Origin of the sequence: Sphingomonas jaspsi DSM 18422, assembly GCF_000585415.1 — a bacterium.
GTDB classification, from domain to species: Bacteria; Pseudomonadota; Alphaproteobacteria; order Sphingomonadales; family Sphingomonadaceae; genus Sphingomicrobium; species Sphingomicrobium jaspsi.
Genome location: NZ_KK073876.1, coordinates 896,881 through 914,391, shown reverse-complemented (window position 1 = coordinate 914,391; position 17,511 = coordinate 896,881). Strand labels below are relative to the sequence as shown.

17 protein-coding genes are annotated in these 17,511 nt (G+C 65.1%); 12 read left to right on the top strand and 5 right to left on the bottom strand.

What is annotated here, in order from left to right; genetic code table 11:
- The first annotated feature begins 83 nt into the window (after positions 1-83).
- From G570_RS04630 to G570_RS13580, 3 genes are all read left to right on the top strand, one after another.
- Positions 84-2,249, top strand: a complete 2,166-nt coding sequence (locus G570_RS04630) for a prolyl oligopeptidase family serine peptidase (protein WP_037503783.1) — start codon at positions 84-86, stop codon at positions 2,247-2,249.
- Positions 2,250-2,288: 39 nt separating this feature from the next.
- Positions 2,289-3,320 (top strand): c-type cytochrome, encoded by a 1,032-nt coding sequence (locus tag G570_RS04625; RefSeq protein WP_051504035.1) that lies wholly within the window; start codon positions 2,289-2,291, stop codon positions 3,318-3,320.
- Positions 3,321-3,445: 125 nt separating this feature from the next.
- On the top strand, positions 3,446-4,045 hold the full coding sequence (locus G570_RS13580) for a hypothetical protein (protein WP_051504034.1): 600 nt from the start codon (positions 3,446-3,448) through the stop codon (positions 4,043-4,045).
- Between the two features lie 67 nt (positions 4,046-4,112).
- On the opposite strand, the gene G570_RS13105 is transcribed toward G570_RS13580, so the two are convergent.
- A complete protein-coding gene (locus G570_RS13105) occupies positions 4,113-5,900 on the bottom strand; it encodes a hypothetical protein (protein WP_051504033.1) in 1,788 nt (595 codons plus the stop codon).
- A 125-nt stretch (positions 5,901-6,025) separates the two neighbouring features.
- On the opposite strand from G570_RS13105, the gene guaA reads away from it, so the two are divergent.
- Positions 6,026-7,612 (top strand): glutamine-hydrolyzing GMP synthase, encoded by a 1,587-nt coding sequence (guaA, locus tag G570_RS04610; RefSeq protein ID WP_037499642.1) that lies wholly within the window; start codon positions 6,026-6,028, stop codon positions 7,610-7,612.
- A 1-nt stretch (position 7,613) separates the two neighbouring features.
- Here guaA and G570_RS04605 read toward each other — a convergent pair whose 3' ends face one another.
- Positions 7,614-8,006 (bottom strand): hypothetical protein, encoded by a 393-nt coding sequence (locus G570_RS04605; RefSeq protein WP_037499639.1) that lies wholly within the window; start codon positions 8,004-8,006, stop codon positions 7,614-7,616.
- Positions 8,007-8,137: 131 nt separating this feature from the next.
- Here G570_RS04605 and G570_RS04600 point away from each other — a divergent pair, with 131 nt between their 5' ends.
- The 8 genes from G570_RS04600 to G570_RS04565 all read left to right on the top strand — a co-directional run bounded on the left by G570_RS04600 (position 8,138) and on the right by G570_RS04565 (position 14,304).
- Positions 8,138-8,572, top strand: coding sequence for a hypothetical protein (locus G570_RS04600; RefSeq protein ID WP_051504031.1), 435 nt, complete (start codon positions 8,138-8,140; stop codon positions 8,570-8,572).
- Positions 8,572-8,919 carry an ArsC family reductase gene (locus tag G570_RS04595; protein ID WP_037503767.1) on the top strand — a complete coding sequence of 116 codons (348 nt, stop codon included), beginning with the start codon at positions 8,572-8,574 and terminating at the stop codon, positions 8,917-8,919. The genes G570_RS04600 and G570_RS04595 overlap by 1 nt, the downstream gene beginning before the upstream one ends.
- Before the next feature lie 18 nt (positions 8,920-8,937).
- A complete protein-coding gene (locus tag G570_RS04590) occupies positions 8,938-9,219 on the top strand; it encodes a DUF427 domain-containing protein (RefSeq protein ID WP_037499636.1) in 282 nt (93 codons plus the stop codon).
- A 44-nt stretch (positions 9,220-9,263) separates the two neighbouring features.
- Complete coding sequence (panB, locus tag G570_RS04585; protein ID WP_037503764.1) at positions 9,264-10,133, top strand: 3-methyl-2-oxobutanoate hydroxymethyltransferase; 870 nt, start codon at positions 9,264-9,266, stop codon at positions 10,131-10,133.
- A gap of 115 nt (positions 10,134-10,248) precedes the next feature.
- Positions 10,249-10,965: a tetratricopeptide repeat protein gene (locus tag G570_RS04580; protein WP_037499633.1), complete on the top strand. Its 717-nt coding sequence runs from the start codon at positions 10,249-10,251 to the stop codon at positions 10,963-10,965.
- A 15-nt stretch (positions 10,966-10,980) separates the two neighbouring features.
- Entirely contained in the window at positions 10,981-12,312 is a 1,332-nt protein-coding gene (locus G570_RS04575; RefSeq protein ID WP_037499630.1) for an outer membrane protein assembly factor BamB family protein, read from the top strand.
- 106 nt (positions 12,313-12,418) lie between these two features.
- Entirely contained in the window at positions 12,419-13,789 is a 1,371-nt protein-coding gene (gene der, locus G570_RS04570; protein WP_037499627.1) for a ribosome biogenesis GTPase Der, read from the top strand.
- An 80-nt stretch (positions 13,790-13,869) separates the two neighbouring features.
- Positions 13,870-14,304 carry an Hpt domain-containing protein gene (locus G570_RS04565; protein ID WP_245600257.1) on the top strand — a complete coding sequence of 145 codons (435 nt, stop codon included), beginning with the start codon at positions 13,870-13,872 and terminating at the stop codon, positions 14,302-14,304.
- Positions 14,305-14,310: 6 nt separating this feature from the next.
- Here the strand turns inward: G570_RS04565 and G570_RS04560 are convergent, their stop codons facing one another.
- The 3 genes from G570_RS04560 to G570_RS04545 form a co-directional block, all read right to left on the bottom strand.
- Positions 14,311-15,561: a DUF418 domain-containing protein gene (locus tag G570_RS04560; protein WP_037499621.1), complete on the bottom strand. Its 1,251-nt coding sequence runs from the start codon at positions 15,559-15,561 to the stop codon at positions 14,311-14,313.
- 91 nt (positions 15,562-15,652) lie between these two features.
- Entirely contained in the window at positions 15,653-16,327 is a 675-nt protein-coding gene (locus G570_RS13100; protein ID WP_051504517.1) for a nitroreductase family protein, read from the bottom strand.
- Positions 16,328-16,421: 94 nt separating this feature from the next.
- The gene (locus tag G570_RS04545; protein WP_037499615.1) at positions 16,422-17,489 is read right to left on the bottom strand and encodes a DNA-directed RNA polymerase subunit alpha; all 1,068 of its coding nucleotides are present in this window, start codon (positions 17,487-17,489) and stop codon (positions 16,422-16,424) included.
- Positions 17,490-17,511: the final 22 nt, after the last annotated feature.

The following is a 17,511-nucleotide window of genomic DNA, read 5'->3' as shown; positions in this document are numbered from 1 at the left end:
TCGACGAACGGCAATTGAAAAGCGAAGGGCGCGGGTTAGTCTGACCCGCGCCCTTTTCTTATGCCTTCCCCCCGGAGATGTCGATGCGTAACGCCTTGCCCGTAGCCACCTTGTTGCTTGCCAGTGCCTGCGCCACGGTCCCGCCCGCACCGCCGCCCCCGCCCGAACTGACCGCCACCGAAATGCCCAAGGAGGCTGCCGCCATCCAATATCCGCAAGCGCGCAAGGTCGACCTTGTCGAAGATCATTTCGGCACCAAGGTCGCCGACCCCTATCGCTGGCTTGAAAACGATGTCCGCACCGATGCCGAGGTCGCCAAATGGGTCGAGGATGAAAACAAGGTCACCAACGCCTTCCTCGAAACGCTGCCGCTGCGCGCGGCGTTCAAGGAGCGGATGACGGCGCTCTACGATTATGAGCGCTACGGGCTGCCGCGAAAGTTCGGCAATCGTTATTTCTACACCCACAACAGCGGCCTGCAGAACCAGTCGGTCCTGTTCTACCGCGACGGGCTGAACGGCGAAGGCAAGCAGCTGATCGACCCCAACGGCTGGTCCGCCGACGGGGCGACCGCGCTGGCCGAATGGACGCCGAGCGAGGACGGCAGGCTGCTCGCTTATTCGGTCCAGGACGGCGGCACCGACTGGCGCAGCGTCAAGGTGATGGACGTCGCGACCGGCAAGATTTTGCCCGACGAGCTGAAGTGGCTGAAATATTCGGGGTCGGTCAGCTGGGCCAAGGACGGCAGCGGCTTTTACTATTCGCGCTTCCCCGAACCCGAAGGCCATGCCTATCAGGAATCGACCTTCAACAACCGCGTCTACTTCCACAAGCTCGGCACCGCCCAAGCGGCCGATCGGCTGGTTTACGCGACCCCCGACCATCCCAAATATACCCATTATGCGGCGGTAACCGACGACGGTCGCTACCTCGTCATTTCGACCAGCGATGCCGGTGACCAGAACGACGTCGCCATCCTCGACCTCAAGAAGCCCGGCGCCAAGCCGCGTCCGATCTTCACCGGCCTGACCAACGAATGGTATGTCGTCGGCAACGAAGGCAGCCGCTTTTTCTTCCAGACCGACAAGGATGCACCGCTGAAGCGGGTGGTGTCGATCGACCTCGCCAAGGCGACGATCGCCCCCACCCCTGTCATCGCCGAACAGGCGCAGACCCTCACCGGCGTCGGGCTTGTCGGCGGCCGCCTGATCGCCAACTACCTGGTCGACGCGAAAAGCGAGGACCGCGTTTACGATGTAAACGGCAAGCTGCTGACCAAGGTCGCCCTGCCCGGCATCGGTTCGACCAGCGGCTACGGCGGCCGCGATACGGACAGCGAGACCTTCTTCAGCTTCAATAGCTACAATCGGCCGGCGACCATCTATCGCTACGACGTCAGGACCGGGCATGCGACCGAATGGGCCGCGCCGAAACTGACGTTCGATCCCGACGCCATCGTGGTCGAACAGCGTTTCTATGCATCGAAGGATGGCACCCGGGTGCCGATGTTCATCGTCCGCCGCAAGGATGTGACCGGTCCGGCGCCGACGATGCTGTACGGCTATGGCGGGTTCAACATATCGCTCACCCCCGGCTTTTCGGCGCCGAACCTCGCCTGGGTCGAAAAGGGCGGCATTTTCGTGGTCGCCAACCTTCGCGGCGGCGGCGAATATGGCAATGCTTGGCACGACGGCGGCCGCCTGCAGAACAAGCAGAACGTGTTCGACGACTTCATCGCGGCGGCCGAATATCTGAAGGCCAACGGCATTTCGACGCCCAAGGGCTTGTCGGCGATCGGCCGGTCGAACGGCGGCCTGTTGATCGGTGCCGTCACCAACCAGCGCCCCGACCTGTTCGACGCGGTCAGCCCGGGCGTCGGCGTGATGGACATGATCCGGTTCGACCAGTTCACCGCCGGCCGCTTCTGGGTCGACGATTATGGCGTCCCGGCCAAGGAAGCCGATTTCCGCACCCAGCTGCGCTATTCGCCCTACCACAATATCAAGGGCGGTCGGGCCTATCCGCCGCTAATCGCGGTTACCGCCGACACCGACGACCGCGTGGTGCCGGGACACACCTTCAAATATATCGCGCGCCTGCAGGCCGAACCCGATGTCGGCACGGCGCCGCACCTGGTCCGGATCGAAACCCGCGCCGGCCATGGCAGCGGCAAGCCGGTCAGCAAGATCATCGACGAATATAGCGACGTCTACGCCTTCCTCGGCCATTTCACCGGGCTTGACGACTAGCCCGGACGCGCAGACGCTTGGCGCGGCAGGGAGGCGGGCGTGGAGCGCGAGAACGAGGCGGGCAAGATCGCGGCAGGCGGATCGAAATGGGTGGCCGATCATGAGCGACCGCTGCTGCGCCTCGGCGCGGCGGCAGGGCTGGTGATCGCCGGGGCGGCGGTGGCTAGCATCGCGCTGGTCAGCGTGATGAAGCCAGCCTCAACCCTGCCGACGTCGCCGCCCGACAGCGATGCGGTCGAAGTATCGGCGTCCTTCACGCCGCCCGACGAAGCGACCATTCCCGACGGGCCCGAAGGCGATGCGATCCGCCGCGGCAAGGCGATCTTCGACGATCCGCGCACCCATGCCGCGCCGTTCGTCGGCAATGCCATGGCCTGCAAGAACTGCCACCTCGACAGCGGACGCAAGCCCGACAGCTCGCCGATGTGGGCGGCGTGGACGGCCTATCCGCAATATCGAAAAAAGAACAACAGCATCAACACGATGGAAGACCGCATCCTCGGCTGTTTCCGCTATTCGATGAATGCGCCGAACAGCAGTTCGGGCGGACCGCCACCGCCGGGGCACGACATCTATCGCGACTTGGAAGCCTATTTCCACTGGCTGGCGACCGGCGCGCGGACCGGCGTCAAGCTGAAGGGTGCCAACTATCCCAAGCCTGCGCTCGCCGAAGGCGGCTATGACCCGAAGCGCGGCGCCGCCATCTACGAACAGAAGTGCAGCGCCTGTCACGGCAGCGACGGCGCTGGGGCGCGCCAGCCTGACGGCAGCGTCACCTACCCGCCCCTGTGGGGTCCCAGCAGTTATAACTGGGGCGCCGGGATGGCTCGCATCGACCTGGCGGCCGGATTCATTCGCGCCAACATGCCCTTTACTGAACCGGGCAGCCTCAGCGACCAGGAGGCATGGGATGTCGCCGCCTTCATCGACAGCCATGAACGGCCGAAGGATCCCCGGCAGACGGGGACCGTCGCCGCCAATGCGGCAGCCAACTTCAAGGACCAGAAAAGCTATTACGGCCAGACGGTCGACGGCAAGCTGCTCGGCACAGGCGTTTCGCCCGCGCGTTAACCTTTATGAACGAGCGGACTCGTCCGCATTCAGAATCAATGCAGCCCGAATCGATTACATGCGTTTCATCAGTCAGCGGGACATCGTCTGCCCGCAAGTGACGCGTAACGATGAGGAGATTGCCGATGTCGGCGAAGAAGATGTTCCTGGCCGGAGCTGCCGGTCTTGCCGCAGTGGTTGGGATCGCTAGCCCGGCTTCCGCCCAATATTATCCGGGTACCGGATATGGCTACAGCAACGGTTCGGGCGCGCTCGGCCAGATCCTCGGCCAGATCCTCGGCTATGGCCGCTACCCCTATGGCAACTATGGCTACGGCCAGCGCCAATATGGCTACCAGACCCAGCAGGTCGCCGTCGACCAGTGCGCCCGCGCGGTCGAAGCCCGCCTGAACGGCTACGGCAACGGCTACAACCAGGGTTATGGCTACAACGGCTACAACAATGGTTATGGCTACAACCAGGGCTATGGCTACAATCAGGGCTACGGTTACAACCAGGGCTACAACCAGGCCCGCGTCGCCGGCATCAGCCGCGTCGAACGCAAGAGCTATGGCTTCAAGGTCAACGGCGTTGCCACCGACCGCTTCGGCAATGGCTCGGGCTATGTGAACGGCTACGGCGCTCCGTCGCTCCGCTTCACCTGTAAAGTCCAGGCCAATGGCTATGTCCGCGATATCGATATCGATCGCAACATGGCCGGATACCGCTACGGCTACGGCTGGTAAGCCTTTCGCCACTGCGGCGAATTGAACAAGGACGCGCATCCCGGCCACCCCCGGGGTGCGCGTTCCTTTATCCGGGAAGGTGCAGCGGCCGCGCCTGGTAGGTGGTCCGCCAACCCTCGACGTCCATCAGCAAGATGTCGCCGAGCCGCTTAACCCGGTCCTTCATGATGTCATAGTCCGGCGCGTCGCATTCGATCGCCCGCTTCAGCCGGGCCAACAGCCGCGCGGTCGTTTCCGATCGATGGGCCATGCCATGAAAATCGCCCTGCATGCGGATGCCGTAAATGGCGGCGCCAAGCGCGGGGAAGAAGGCGGTGGCGACGGTGACGAACTGGGTCGGCCCCACCCCTTCGCCGACCATGAGGTCCGGCCTGACCAGCTTGGCGATGATCCAGCTGCCGCAGGCCAGGACCGTGACGGCGAACAGCAATTCGCCGAAGTTGTGCAGCCGCCGTTCCACCCGCTCCATCCGCCGGGCGTTGCGATGGTTATAGGCGATTTGCTCGTCGACCAGCGTCAGCATCGCGGCTTTCACCCGCTCCAGATAGCCTTGGTCGATCCGTCCCGCGGGCAGCCCCAGCTCACGCCCGGTCGCCCGCGCCATCCACTGCACCCAGCCTGGCAAAGAGCCGGCATCGTCGACGCCGACCCGCAATTCCGGATCGCCAAGCGCTGCGGACAGCGCCAACACCCGCAGTCGTTCGGCAAGGTGGCGGTTGTCCATCCAGCGTTCGTGCCAGCCGCGGTTTCGCGCGGAGCGGGTATTGGCGAGGATTACGGCGATCACGCCGAGTTCGGCGATGGCAAAATAGAGCTTCCCGTGCGGCACCAACAAACCCATCAGCCCGAGCAGGACGGCCAGCGCGGCAAAGGCGAAGTTGACGATGAAACCGGACCGGAACAGCTGGGCGAAATAGCTTGCCGAGGCATCGGCGCGGCCGAACCGTGGCGCCACCAGTTGCTTCAATCGGCCGCCGAGCTGGCCCATGTCGGGAAGCTGGGCGATCCATTCGTCGAACGGCCGGCGGCAATCGGCCGCTGTGCTGGGCCGGAAATCGGGGCGCGACAGCGGCTTGCCGGCGACCATCGCCAGCAGGATCGGGTAACCCAGCGCCGGCGAACGGCGGTGATCGGTTTCGCGCTGCCACCGACCGATCATCGCCAGATCGAGCGGATTGGTCGGCGGGGACATCAGCGTTTGCATGACCCGCCCGATGCACTGGTCGAAGGCGCAGCGCGGGACGCCTTCCACAGTCGGCCGGTCGTGCCCCGCTTCGTCCAGCCCGCTCCACAGCATCGTCGCCAGGGCCCCGTCGACATCGATGATGACCACCGGCACATGGGCCAGCACGGCTTCGGCGACGATTTCGGCGGTCCCGCCGCGGCCCAGCGCCGGACTGCCGTCCCACACCGCGATCAGAAGGTCGCTCTGGTCCAGCACCATCCTGCCCGCCGCCTCATAGGCGCCGAGCTCGTCGCGCCGGTTGCCGGGAAGTTCGGTGACGGTCCGGCATGACGACAAGGCGGCGCGATACGCGGTCAGCGCTTCCGCACCGAAGTCCCTGGCGAATTCGTCACGCTCGAACGGCAGGCAAGCGTCGATGCGATAGCCCGCGAGCAGTGCCCGGTTGGCGGCGATGGTATCCGACCCTTCCGCCAGCGACGTGACCAGGCGACAATGCAGCGCAGCATCGGCAAGGCAGTCGTCGTCGCCGGCGACGAGCGCCGCAGCCTCGTCGCGGATCCGCGTCAGGCACCAAGTGATGGCGTCGCCGACCGCGTCGCTGTTGGCGACGGGCAGGCGCGGATGGCGATGGCCCGTTACCCCGACCGCGATCCAGGGCACGGGCAGCATGGCCGCTTGATCGGCCCCCGAGTGTTGAGGGTCCCCCATTCGGAACCGAGGCTAACCCGCCCCGCCCGCGCCGTCCAGCGGCCTCAGCGGTTTACAGATTCGCCCGCTCTCTCTATCGGCCAGCCATGACGGTCCAGCCCCCCCAGAATCACAGCGCCGATTCCATCCTTATCGTCGATTTCGGAAGCCAGGTGACCCAGCTCATCGCGCGGCGGGTGCGCGAAGCAGGCGTCTATTCGGAAATCGCCCCCTTCAGCATGGCCGAGGCGGCATTCAAGCGGATGCAGCCCAAGGGCATCATCCTGTCGGGATCGCCCGCCGGCGTGCCCGAAGAAGGCAGCCCCCGCGCCCCGCAAATCCTGTTCGACAGCGGGCTGCCGATCCTCGGCATCTGCTACGGCCAGCAGGTGATGAGCCACCAGCTCGGCGGCCGGGTCGAAGCGGGCAAGGACGGCGAATGGGACGGCGAGTTCGGCCGTGCGTTCATCACCATCACCGAAGAATGCAAGCTGTTCGAAGGCCTGTGGGCAGTCGGTGAGCGGCACCAGGTGTGGATGAGCCACGGAGACAAGGTCACCGAGTTCGCGCCGGGCTTCAAGATCGTCGCCGTGTCGGACGGCGCGCCCTTCGCGGTTATCGCCGACGAAGAACGCCGCTTTTACGGCACCCAGTTCCACCCCGAAGTCGCGCATACGCCCGACGGGGCCAAGCTGATCGCCAATTTCGTGCACCATGTCTGCGGGATCGCCGGCGACTGGACCATGGCCGCCTACCGCGACACCAAGGTTGCCGAAATCCGCGAACAGGTCGGCGACAAGCGCGTCATCTGCGGCTTGTCGGGGGGCGTCGATTCATCGGTCGCGGCGATCCTGATTCACGAGGCGATCGGCGACCAGCTGACCTGCGTATTCGTCGATCATGGCTTGCTGCGCCTCAACGAACGGCAACAGGTCGAAAGCCTGTTCCGCGACCATTATAACATCCCGCTGGTGGTGGTGGATGCCGAAGAGCGGTTCCTCGCCGGCCTCGCCGGAGTCACCGACCCCGAGGCCAAGCGCAAGTTCATCGGCGCGGAATTCATCGCAGTGTTCGAGGAGGAAGCGAAGAAACTCGGCGGCGCGGATTTCCTGGCGCAGGGAACGCTTTATCCGGACGTGATCGAATCGGTGTCGTTCACCGGCGGCCCGTCGGTGACGATCAAGTCGCACCACAATGTCGGCGGCCTGCCCGAACGCATGAACATGAAGCTGGTCGAGCCATTGCGCGAACTGTTCAAGGACGAGGTTCGCCTGCTGGGCAAGGAACTGGGCCTCAACGATTTGTTCGTCGGCCGCCACCCCTTCCCCGGCCCCGGCCTTGCCATCCGCATTCCGGGCGAAGTGACCAAGGAGCGTTGCGACATCCTGCGCAAGGCCGACGCCATCTACCTCGACGAAATCCGGAGCGCGGGCCTCTACGACGCGATCTGGCAGGCGTTCGCGGTCCTGCTGCCGGTCAAGACAGTCGGCGTGATGGGCGATTACCGCACCTACGACAGCGTCTGCGCGCTGCGCGCTGTGACCAGCGTCGATGGCATGACCGCCGACATCTACCCGTTCGACGCCGCCTTCCTGTCGCGCACCGCGACGCGGATCATCAACGAGGTGAAGGGCATCAACCGGGTGGTCTACGATTACACCTCGAAACCGCCCGGCACGATCGAGTGGGAATGACCTACTTCGCCTTGGTGTAGGGCACGAATTCGCTCAGGAAGACATTGCCCGAATAGATGTTCGATCCGCGATCGTAGGCGGTCATGGTGTCGATCGAGCAAAGCTGCCCGCCATCGCCGAAACGGCGCAGGACCAGATAATCGCTGTCGTCGAGCGACCTCGGATCGCTGGTGCGGTTGACGTAGATCGTGCCGCCGCGCTTGATGACGATGGCGGTCCCGTCGATCACGGTCATGTCGGTATTGGGCAGCGTGCGCACGCAGTCGACGGGGGCGCCCGCGGTGCGTCCTTCGAGCATCTTGGCGAGCCTTTCCTCACCGCTCTGGCGCGGCGACGCGTCGCCGGCCGTCGCCAGCAGCGCCAAGGGAAGAAGCGACAACAGGGCAGCACGCATGGCCAGTCTCCTCAAATTCGCAGCCTCTTGCCTAGCATATCGCGCATGAACCGGACATGATTGGCGGCCGTCGACCACTTGGACGGAATCGGCGCGCAAAAGCCGTAGGCGAAAATCAGGGGAGGCAAGAGATGAGCGATACCGATCCGGGTGCGGCCCCGCCGCCTGCATGGTTTCGCATATTGGCGGTGCTCGCAGCACTGTGGGAAGCGTTCGGCTGCTTCATGTATCTGAGCCAGGTGACGGTCGATCCGGCGACGCTCCCGCTCGACCAGCGCGCCACGTGGAATGCAACGCCGGCCTGGTCGATCGGCGCCTATGCGATCGCCGTCTGGGTCGGCCTGGTGGGTGCGGTCCTGCTGATCCTCGTCCGCCGCCAGTCGGTGCCGTTGCTGTTCGTCTCGCTGCTGGCCGTAGCAGTGCAGTTCAGCGCGCTGATCGTCGTTCCCGACCTTTCGGGCAATATTTCGTCGGACATGCTGCTGCTGCCGGTCGTCATCTTCCTGGTCTGCTACGGGATTTTTCATCTCGCCCTATTGGGCAAAAAGAGGGGATGGCTTCGCTGATGCGCCTCGACCTATTCGGCATACCCAATTGCGACACGGTGAAGAAGGCGCGCCAATGGCTCGACCAGCGCGGCCATGCGGTGGCCTTCCACGACTATAAGAAGGTCGGCGTCGACGCGGCTGCGCTCGACCGCTGGATCGATCAGGTCGGCTGGGAGCGGTTGCTCAATCGCGCCGGGACGACGTTCCGCAAGCTCGATGAAGCAGATCGGCTCGACATCGACCGGGCGAAGGCACGGGCGCTGATGCTGGCCCATCCCTCGCTGATCAAGCGCCCGGTGGTCGAGGGCGCAGGCGAACTTCTGGTCGGCTTCAAACCCGCCGATTACGAAGCGTCAGGACTCTGAATCGACGGGAGGCTAATCATGACGGTGGCACGCTGGAACGGTGAAATCATCGCGGAAAGCGACGATACGGTGGTCGTTGAAGGCAACCACTATTTTCCCAGGGAGTCGGTCCGACAAGACCTGCTGCGGCCGAGCGAGACGACGACGGTATGCCCGTGGAAGGGTGTCGCCCACTATCATTCGCTGGAGGTCGGCGGGGCGACCAACCGCGACGCGGCATGGTATTATCCCGATCCCAAGCCGGCAGCCGCCGACATTCGCGACCGGATCGCCTTTTGGAAGGGCGTCGAGGTCGCCTAGCGCGGGACTGGCTGAGCCACCGCTCAGCCGCTATGAACGCGGCCATGTCTACCTTTACCATCGACAGCGCGACCAGCCGCGCGACGCCGACTCCCGTTCCCGGCAAGCGGATGACGGTCCCGTCGATCCGCGCCCGCAAGAAACTGGGGCGGACGGACGAACCGCTGGTCATGCTGACCGCCTACACGATGCGCATGGCGCAACTGCTGGACGCGCATTGCGAGATGCTGCTGGTCGGCGACAGCCTTGGCCAGGTCATTTACGGCTTGCCCTCGACGCTGCCGGTGACGCTCGACATGATGTGCAATCACGGCGCGGCGGTGGTCCGGGGGAGCTGGCATGCGCTGGTTGCCGTCGACATGCCGTTCGGCAGCTATGAAGGCAGCCCCGAACAGGCCTTCGCCAGCGCCTCGCGCATCATGCAGGAAACCGGCTGCGCGGCGGTGAAGCTGGAAGGCGGCGAAGCGATGGCGCCGACGGTCGACTTCCTCAACAAGCGCGGCATCCCGGTCATCGGCCACGTCGGGCTGACGCCGCAAGCCGTCAACGTGCTTGGCGGCTATGGCGCACGCGGCAAGACGCAGGGCGAAGCCGACAAGATCGTCGCCGATGCCAAGGCGATCGCCGATGCGGGCGCCTTCGCGGTCGTGGTCGAAGGGGTCATGGACGTGGTGGCCGACAAGGTCACCGCCGCCGTCGACATCCCCACCATCGGTATCGGCGCGTCGGCCAATTGCGACGGCCAGGTGCTGGTGACCGAAGACATGATGGGTCTGTTCGAGCGCACCCCGCGCTTCGTCAAGCGATATGCCGACCTCGCCGGGGAGATTGGCGCCGCCGCCGCAGCGTTTCGCGACGAGGTCCGCAACCGGTCGTTTCCGACCGACGAGCAAACCTACCGCCCCAAGGGCTGATGCCCCTTTGCCTTTCGCGCCCGCCGCGCTAGACGGATGCCCGCCAGCTTCTGTTCATCCGTGGTGGGAAATGAAGCGAACGGCGGCCCCCACCGGCAACGCATAGAGGATCGATTTGGCGCTTCCCCCTGATACGGCCGAAAGTTTTGTCCGCGAAGTCGACGAAAAGCTTCGCGAAGACCAGGCCAAGGAATTTTTCCAGAAGAACGGCAAGTGGATCGGCGGCCTCGTCGCCCTCATCCTGCTGGTCGCCGGCGGCTATTTCGTGTGGGAAAGCCGGCAGCAGTCGCAGGCCCGCCAGGACAGCGAAGCGATCGCCGCGGCGCTCGAACGCGTCGGCAACGGCAATCCCAAGGCCGCTTCCGACGACCTTGCCAAGCTTCAGGACAGCTCGATCGACACGACGCGCGCCAGCGCGCTGTTCACCCGCGCGGCGATCGCCCTGCAGCAGAACGACCGCAAGACCGCGGTCGACCTGTACAAGAAAATCGCCGACGACAGCGGCCTTCCCGACGCCTATCGCGATCTTGCGACCGTCCGCGCCGTGGCGACCGAATTCGACACCATCAGCCCCGACGACGTCATCGCCCGCCTCAAGCCGCTGGCCAAGCCGGGCAAGCCCTATTTCGGTACCGCCGGCGAGCTGACCGCCATGGCGCTGCTGAAGAAGGGCGACAAGGCCGGCGCCGGCCAGCTGTTCGCCCGTATTGCCGCCGACAAAGGCGTGCCCGATTCCATCCGCAGCCGCGCGGTCCAGGTCGCCGGCTCGCTGGGCATCGACGCGACCGCATCCATGCCCGGCGGCGACCCTGCCGCACTTCCTGCCCAGTAGGACAAGAGTTTCACGATGAAGCATAATCGCAACGCCATCATCATCCTCCTGTCGGCCAGCCTGCTGGCCGGTTGCGCGGGGGGCGGGCTGTTCAAGAAGAAGCCGAAGGCCACCGTCCTCGGCGAGCGCGTCGCCGTGCTGGTCAACGAGCTCGACATTTCGGTCGATCCGGCCACTGCCGCGCTGCCGATCAGCCTGCCGGCCGCTGAAGTGAACACCAGCTGGGGCCAGTCTGGCGGCAATTCGCGCAAGTCGGTCGGCCATGTCGCGCTGGGCAATTCGCTCGGCGTCGCCTGGACCGCCTCGATCGGCGCGGGCAGCGACCGCAAGGCGCGCCTCGGCGGCGGTCCGGTCGTCGCCGACGGCCGAGTCTACACGATCGACACCAAGGGTACGGTCCGCGCCTTCGACGAACGCAACGGCGGCGAAGTCTGGTCGACCCGGTTCGGCACCATCGGCGACAATGAATCGTCGGTGTTCGGTGGCGGCGTGGCGGTCGACAACGGCCGCGTTTACGCCACCAACGGCCTTGGCTACGTCGCGGCGATCGACGCGACCAACGGGTCGCTGGTCTGGACCGTCAAGCCGGGCGGCCCGCTGCGCGGCGAACCCTCGGTCCTCGGCGACACGGTCTACGTGATGAGCCAGGACAATCAGATCTTCTCGCTCAAGACCGCCGACGGCTCGACCAACTGGTCGAACGCCGCCGCGCTCGAAATCGCCGGTATCTCCGGCTCGGCCGCCCCGGCCATCGGCCAAGGCACCGTGATCGCCGGCTTCTCGTCGGGCGAGCTCAACGCCTATCGCTACGAAAACGGTCGCCAGGTGTGGCAGGACGCGCTGTCGCGCACGTCGATCACTACCAGCGTGTCGTCGCTGAGCGATATCGACGCCGATCCGGTGATCGACGGCGGCGCGGTCTATGCCGTCGGCCAGGGCGGGCGCATGGTGGCGCTCGACCTCTTCTCGGGCCAGCGCATCTGGGAACTGAATTTCGGCGGCATTGCCACGCCGTGGGTCGCGGGCGACTGGCTGTTCGCGGTCAACGACAAGGGCCAGGTCGCGGCCGTGTCGCGCGCCAACGGCAAGATCAAGTGGATCAACCAGCTGCCACGCTTCGAAAATGAAAAGTCGAAGAAGGGCCCGATCTACTACGTCGGCCCCGTGCTGGCCGGCGATCGCCTGATCCTGGCCGGGTCGAACGGTGCACTGGTCAACATCAACCCGACCGACGGCAGCTTCCAGAGCCAGGTCGACGTCAAGGACGGCATCAGCTTCCAGCCGGTGGTGGCCAACAACACGCTCTACCTGCTGACCGACAGCGGGCGGCTGATCGCCTACCGCTAAGGCCGCACGACGCACACGGATGGGCGGGCACGGACCTGGGTCCGGCCCGCCTTTTCCATTGTCTGCCATTGACCTAGCGCCGCCATGCGGGCAGGGCGTGCCCGCCATGCCCCAACCCACCGTCGCCATCGTCGGCCGCCCGAACGTCGGCAAATCGACGCTGTTCAATCGCCTTGTCGGCAAGCGCGTTGCGCTGGTCGACGACCGGCCGGGCGTGACCCGCGACCGGCGCGAGGGCGAGGGCAAGCTCTTGGACCTCAATTTCCGCGTCATGGACACGGCGGGCTTCGAGGACGAGGACCCCAACAGCCTGCCCGGCCGGATGCGCCAGCAGACCGAGGCGGCGGTGCGTGAAGCCGATGTCGCGCTGTTCCTGATCGACGGCCGCGAAGGCCTGACCCCGCTCGACGAGGAAATCGCGCGCTGGCTGCGCAGCGAATCCACGCCGGTAATCGTCGCCGCCAACAAGGCGGAAGGCCGTGCCGGCGAATCCGGCCGTCTCGAAGCCTATGCGCTGGGCTTCGGCGAGCCGTTCGCGCTGTCGGCCGAACATGGCGAAGGCTTGGTCGACCTGTTCGAAGCGCTGCGCCCCTTCATCGACCGCGAGGACGAGGAAGAGGAGGAAGAGGAAGACGTCGAGGGCGGCCCGCTCAAGATTGCCATCGTCGGCCGCCCCAATGCGGGCAAGTCGACGCTGGTCAACAAGATGCTCGGCGAAGACCGGATGATCACCGGGCCCGAGGCAGGCATCACCCGCGACAGCATCAGCATCGACTGGCAATGGACAAGTCCCGATGGAACCACCAAGCCGGTCCGCCTCGTCGACACCGCCGGGCTGCGCAAACGCGCCAAGGTCGACGACAAGCTCGAGAAACTAAGCGCCGCCGACACCCGCCGTGCAATCGATTACGCCGAGGTCGTCGTCCTCCTGCTCGACGCGACGCGTGGCCTGGAGGCGCAAGACCTCAAGATCGCGGACCAGGTGCTACAGGAAGGCCGCGCCCTCATCATCGCGCTCAACAAGTGGGACGTGGCCGAACATGCCTCCTCGCTGTTCAACGGGGTCAAGGCCGCGCTCGAAGAAGGCCTGTCGCAGGTCAAGGGCATCCCGGTCCTGACCGTGTCGGCCAAGACCGGCAAGGGCATCGACCAGCTGCTCGGCGCGGCGATGGAGATTCGCGACAGCTGGTCGCGGCGCGTGTCGACCGGCGAGCTCAACCGCTGGTTCGAACGGGCGATCGAGGCCAATCCGCCCCCCGCCCCCGGCGGCAAGCGCATCAAGCTGCGCTACATCACGCAAGTGAAGACGCGGCCGCCCAGCTTCGTCATTTTTGGCACCCGCGTCGACCAGCTGCCGACCAGCTACCAGCGCTACCTGCTCAATTCGATGCGCCGCGACCTGAAGCTGGGTCCGGTGCCGCTGCGGCTGACCATGCGCGCGCCCAAAAATCCCTACGATCGCAAGGACGGCCAATAACCCTCCCTTTACCATTGGCATCGTAAAGACAGCCGGTGGAACTGTGCCCGTGACCAGCGGGCGCCATGGAGCGGAGCCAAGTGGATAATAGCTCGGAATTGATCGACTGGGTGCATTTTGAGCGCAGCCGGGCCGAACTCGGCCCCGGCTTTATCAAGATTCTCGGCTATTTTCGGGAGGACGGGGCCAAGAGCCTCGCCGCGATCGAACAGGCCATGCACGAACATAATACCGTCGCGCTGGTCATTCCCGCGCATACGCTGAAGGGTGAGTCGCGGCAGTTCGGTGCCAACCAGATGGCCGACGTCGCCGAACATATCGAAAGCACCGCGCGTCGCTGCATCGAAACGCACCGCTTTCCGGACGAGCTCGTCCCCGACGTGGTCCAGCTGCGCAAGCTGTGGAACCAGACGGTCGATGCGTTCGACAAGGCCGTCAATCCGCTGGTCAGCCGCAACGCCCCCACCGTCGGGTTCGGCCGCAAGGTCGCCAACCAGGGCTTCGGCCGCATCTGAACCGGCTCAGGCGGTCGCGACCGCCTTCCGCATCGGCTGGAGCGATCCGCGCGACAGGCTGCGCCACACCCATTCCATCGGGCCGTAGCGATATCGTTCCAGCCACGGCTTCGACCACAGCAGCATCAGCGCCCAGACGCACGGCACAAGCAGCCACGCCTCGGCGCGACTGACGCTGCCGTAACGACCAAGCCCCCAGCCGTAGAAAACGAAGGTGGCAATGGCCGACGTGCCGAGATAATTGCTGAACGCACAGCGACCGGCGGCCGCCACGCGCTGCGCAAGCCAGCCGCGTCCCCGGGTCAGAAGGATGATGAGCGAGGCATAGCCGAGCGCCTGGAGCGTGATGAACGGCGTTGCGACGACCACGAATCCGACCATCATCGCGACGACGTAGAAATGCGTCGTGACATCGGTCCAGACCAGTCCCGCGAACGCCGCCAGCCCGAGCGGGATGAGCGCCCCGGCCAACAGGCGATAGCGCCGGTCGTCCCACTGGCCCGTCAGGAAACCCGATTTGTAACCCGCCATGCCGAACATCATCAGTCCCACGGTGTCGGGCAGGAAGACGAGGTTGCTGGTGATCATGTTCTGCCAGTCGCTCAGCTTCGCCGCCGCGATCGCCCAGAAGCCTGACAGGTAAAGAGCCTTGTCTTCCGCCAGCATCGACGCGGACGGGTAGAAGCTGCCGAGGCCTCCGTTCCATTCGTCAATGGCGCGCGCGGTGGCCCCGGCAGCATGGGCCGCCTGGTCGGCGCCGGCCTGCTGCGCAAAGAAGAAGCCGAACAGCGTCATGTGCAGGACGGTCAGGAACAGGCCCCTAGCCACCAGCGCGCGCGGCGATTTGTCGCGGGCTGCATAGGCGATCATGCCGCTCAATGCGTAGAGCACGAGGATATCGCCGAACCACAGCAGGAAATAGTGCAGGCAGCCGATCATCAGCAGCACTGCCATCCGGCGATTATGAACGGCAGCCGCGGAAAGACCCGCCTGCTCGGCCCGATCGACGACCAGAAGCATCGATGCACCGAACAGCATCGAGAACAGGGTGCGCATCTTGCCGTCGATGACCAGCATGTTGGCCGCCCAGACGAACAGGTCGATCCCGCGATGGCCGCCATAGGCCGCGGGATTGAAATAGGCCGCTTCGATCATCGCAAATGCGATGACGTTGACCGAGAAGATGCCCATCACCGCGACGCCCCGGATCGCATCCAAGCTGAATATGCGGTCGCTGGAGGAACTGGTCGTCGTCATCAGGCGATGACCCGATGATAGCCGCGCGCGGTGGCCGGATCGGATGAAAAACGACGGTTCATGATAGCCCCCACGCTTTAGGGCACCGTGGCTACAACCAGCTTGCGATCTGCTCCAGCGGTTTCTTGATGGTGGCGTGAACCGGGACGGTGGCATCGGGCGAAGGATGACCGGCGACGACCACCATCACCGGTTTTTCATGGTCCGGCCGCCCGCAGATATCGCGCAGGAAACCCATCGGCGACGGCGTGTGGGTAAGCGTCGCGAGGCCCGCCTTGTGCAGGGTGGCGAGCAACAGCCCGCAGGCGATGCCGACGCTCTCGGTGACATAATAGTTCTGCTTCATGTCGCCGGGCTCGATCCCGCCCTTTCGCTGGCCGAATACGACGATCAGCCAAGGCGCGGTTTCGAGGTAGCTCTTGTCGTCGTCGGTGCCGAGCGGTGCCAGTGCCTCGAGCCATTCCTGGCCCGCCTTGCCGGCATAGAAGGCCTGTTCCTCTTCCTCTGCGGCGGCGCGAATTTGCGCTTTGACTTCGGGCGACGAGATAACGGCGAAATGCCACGGCTGGTGGTTGGCCCCGGACGGCGCGGTGCCGGCCGCGACGATCGCCGCCTCGATGATGTCGCGCGGAACGGGCGTGTCGGCGAACATGCGGCAGGTTCGCCGCGTCGCCATGTCCCGCATGAAGCTGCGCGCCCTCTTGATACGTTCCTCGTCGCTGAGCGTGGGGAGCTGGGTGTAAGGGATCTGGGCATGGTCGCGCATGCCGACGGCGTGAATGACCATTCCGCTTGGGTCAAATGGAAAAGGGCCGCCCCTTGCGGGACGACCCTTTGAACCTTCACCGAAAGGTGGTGGCTTAGCCGAGCAATTCCTGCTCGAGCTTCTTCGCCATTTCCTCGATGTTTTCCGGCGGCCAGCCGGGGATGTCCATGCCGAGGCGCAGGCCCATCGAGGCAAGGACTTCCTTGATCTCGTTGAGGCTCTTGCGGCCGAAGTTCGGCGTGCGGAGCATCTCGGCCTCGGTCTTTTGGACCAGGTCGCCGATGTAGATGATGTTGTCGTTCTTCAGGCAGTTCGCCGAACGCACCGACAGTTCCAGTTCGTCGACCTTCTTGAGAAGGTAGCGGTTGAGCTGGTTGGTGTCGGTCGCCGGGGCGCCGTCGGTCGCGACAGCACCGCCCGCCATCGCCGGAGCGGCGGCGCGGATCTGGCTGTCGTCGAAATGGACGAACAGGCTGAGCTGGTCCTGGAGGATGCGGGCGGCATAGGCCAACGCGTCTTCCGGGGTGACGGTCGCATCGGTTTCGATGGTCAGCGTCAGCTTGTCATAGTCCAGTTCCTGGCCGACGCGGGTGTTTTCCACCTTGTAGGCGACCTGCTTGACCGGGCTGTACAGGCTGTCGACCGGGATCAGGCCGATCGGCGCGTCGAGCGGACGGTTCATCGCCGCCGGGACATAGCCCTTACCGACGTCCGCGGTCAGTTCCATGTTCAGCGTCGCGCCATCGTCGAGGTGACAGATGACGAGGTCCGGGTTGGTGACTTCGATGTCGCCGGTGGTGGCGATCTGACCGGCGGTGACTTCACCCGGGCCGGTCGCCGACAGCTGAAGCCGCTTGGGGCCTTCGCCTTCCATCTTCAGCGCGATCTGCTTCACGTTGAGGATGATGTCGGTCACGTCCTCGCGGACGCCGGCCAGGCTCGAGAACTCGTGAAGCACGCCTTCGATCTTGATCGAGGTCACCGCCGCACCCTGCAGCGAGGACAGCAGCACGCGGCGCAGCGAGTTGCCAAGCGTCATGCCGAAGCCGCGTTCCAGCGGTTCGGCGACGAACACCGCCTTGCGGCGATTGTCGGTGCCCGGCTTGCGCTCCAGCGCGTTCGGCTTCTTGAGTTCCTGCCAGTTCTTTGCGTTGACGGCCATGTTTCTTCCTTGGCAGTGGGCT

Coding starts and splice junctions, on each gene's coding strand:
- G570_RS04545 (WP_037499615.1), bottom strand. CDS start 17,489: ATGGCCGTCAACGCAAAGAACTGGCAGGAACTCAAGAAGCCGAACGCG.
- G570_RS04605 (WP_037499639.1), bottom strand. CDS start 8,006: ATGCGTGCTGCCCTGTTGTCGCTTCTTCCCTTGGCGCTGCTGGCGACG.
- G570_RS04595 (WP_037503767.1), top strand. CDS start 8,572: ATGCGCCTCGACCTATTCGGCATACCCAATTGCGACACGGTGAAGAAG.
- G570_RS04560 (WP_037499621.1), bottom strand. CDS start 15,561: ATGACGACGACCAGTTCCTCCAGCGACCGCATATTCAGCTTGGATGCG.
- G570_RS13580 (WP_051504034.1), top strand. CDS start 3,446: ATGTCGGCGAAGAAGATGTTCCTGGCCGGAGCTGCCGGTCTTGCCGCA.
- G570_RS04600 (WP_051504031.1), top strand. CDS start 8,138: ATGAGCGATACCGATCCGGGTGCGGCCCCGCCGCCTGCATGGTTTCGC.
- G570_RS13105 (WP_051504033.1), bottom strand. CDS start 5,900: ATGCTGCCCGTGCCCTGGATCGCGGTCGGGGTAACGGGCCATCGCCAT.
- G570_RS04590 (WP_037499636.1), top strand. CDS start 8,938: ATGACGGTGGCACGCTGGAACGGTGAAATCATCGCGGAAAGCGACGAT.
- G570_RS13100 (WP_051504517.1), bottom strand. CDS start 16,327: ATGCGCGACCATGCCCAGATCCCTTACACCCAGCTCCCCACGCTCAGC.
- G570_RS04575 (WP_037499630.1), top strand. CDS start 10,981: ATGAAGCATAATCGCAACGCCATCATCATCCTCCTGTCGGCCAGCCTG.
- guaA (WP_037499642.1), top strand. CDS start 6,026: ATGACGGTCCAGCCCCCCCAGAATCACAGCGCCGATTCCATCCTTATC.
- G570_RS04630 (WP_037503783.1), top strand. CDS start 84: ATGCGTAACGCCTTGCCCGTAGCCACCTTGTTGCTTGCCAGTGCCTGC.
- panB (WP_037503764.1), top strand. CDS start 9,264: ATGTCTACCTTTACCATCGACAGCGCGACCAGCCGCGCGACGCCGACT.
- der (WP_037499627.1), top strand. CDS start 12,419: ATGCCCCAACCCACCGTCGCCATCGTCGGCCGCCCGAACGTCGGCAAA.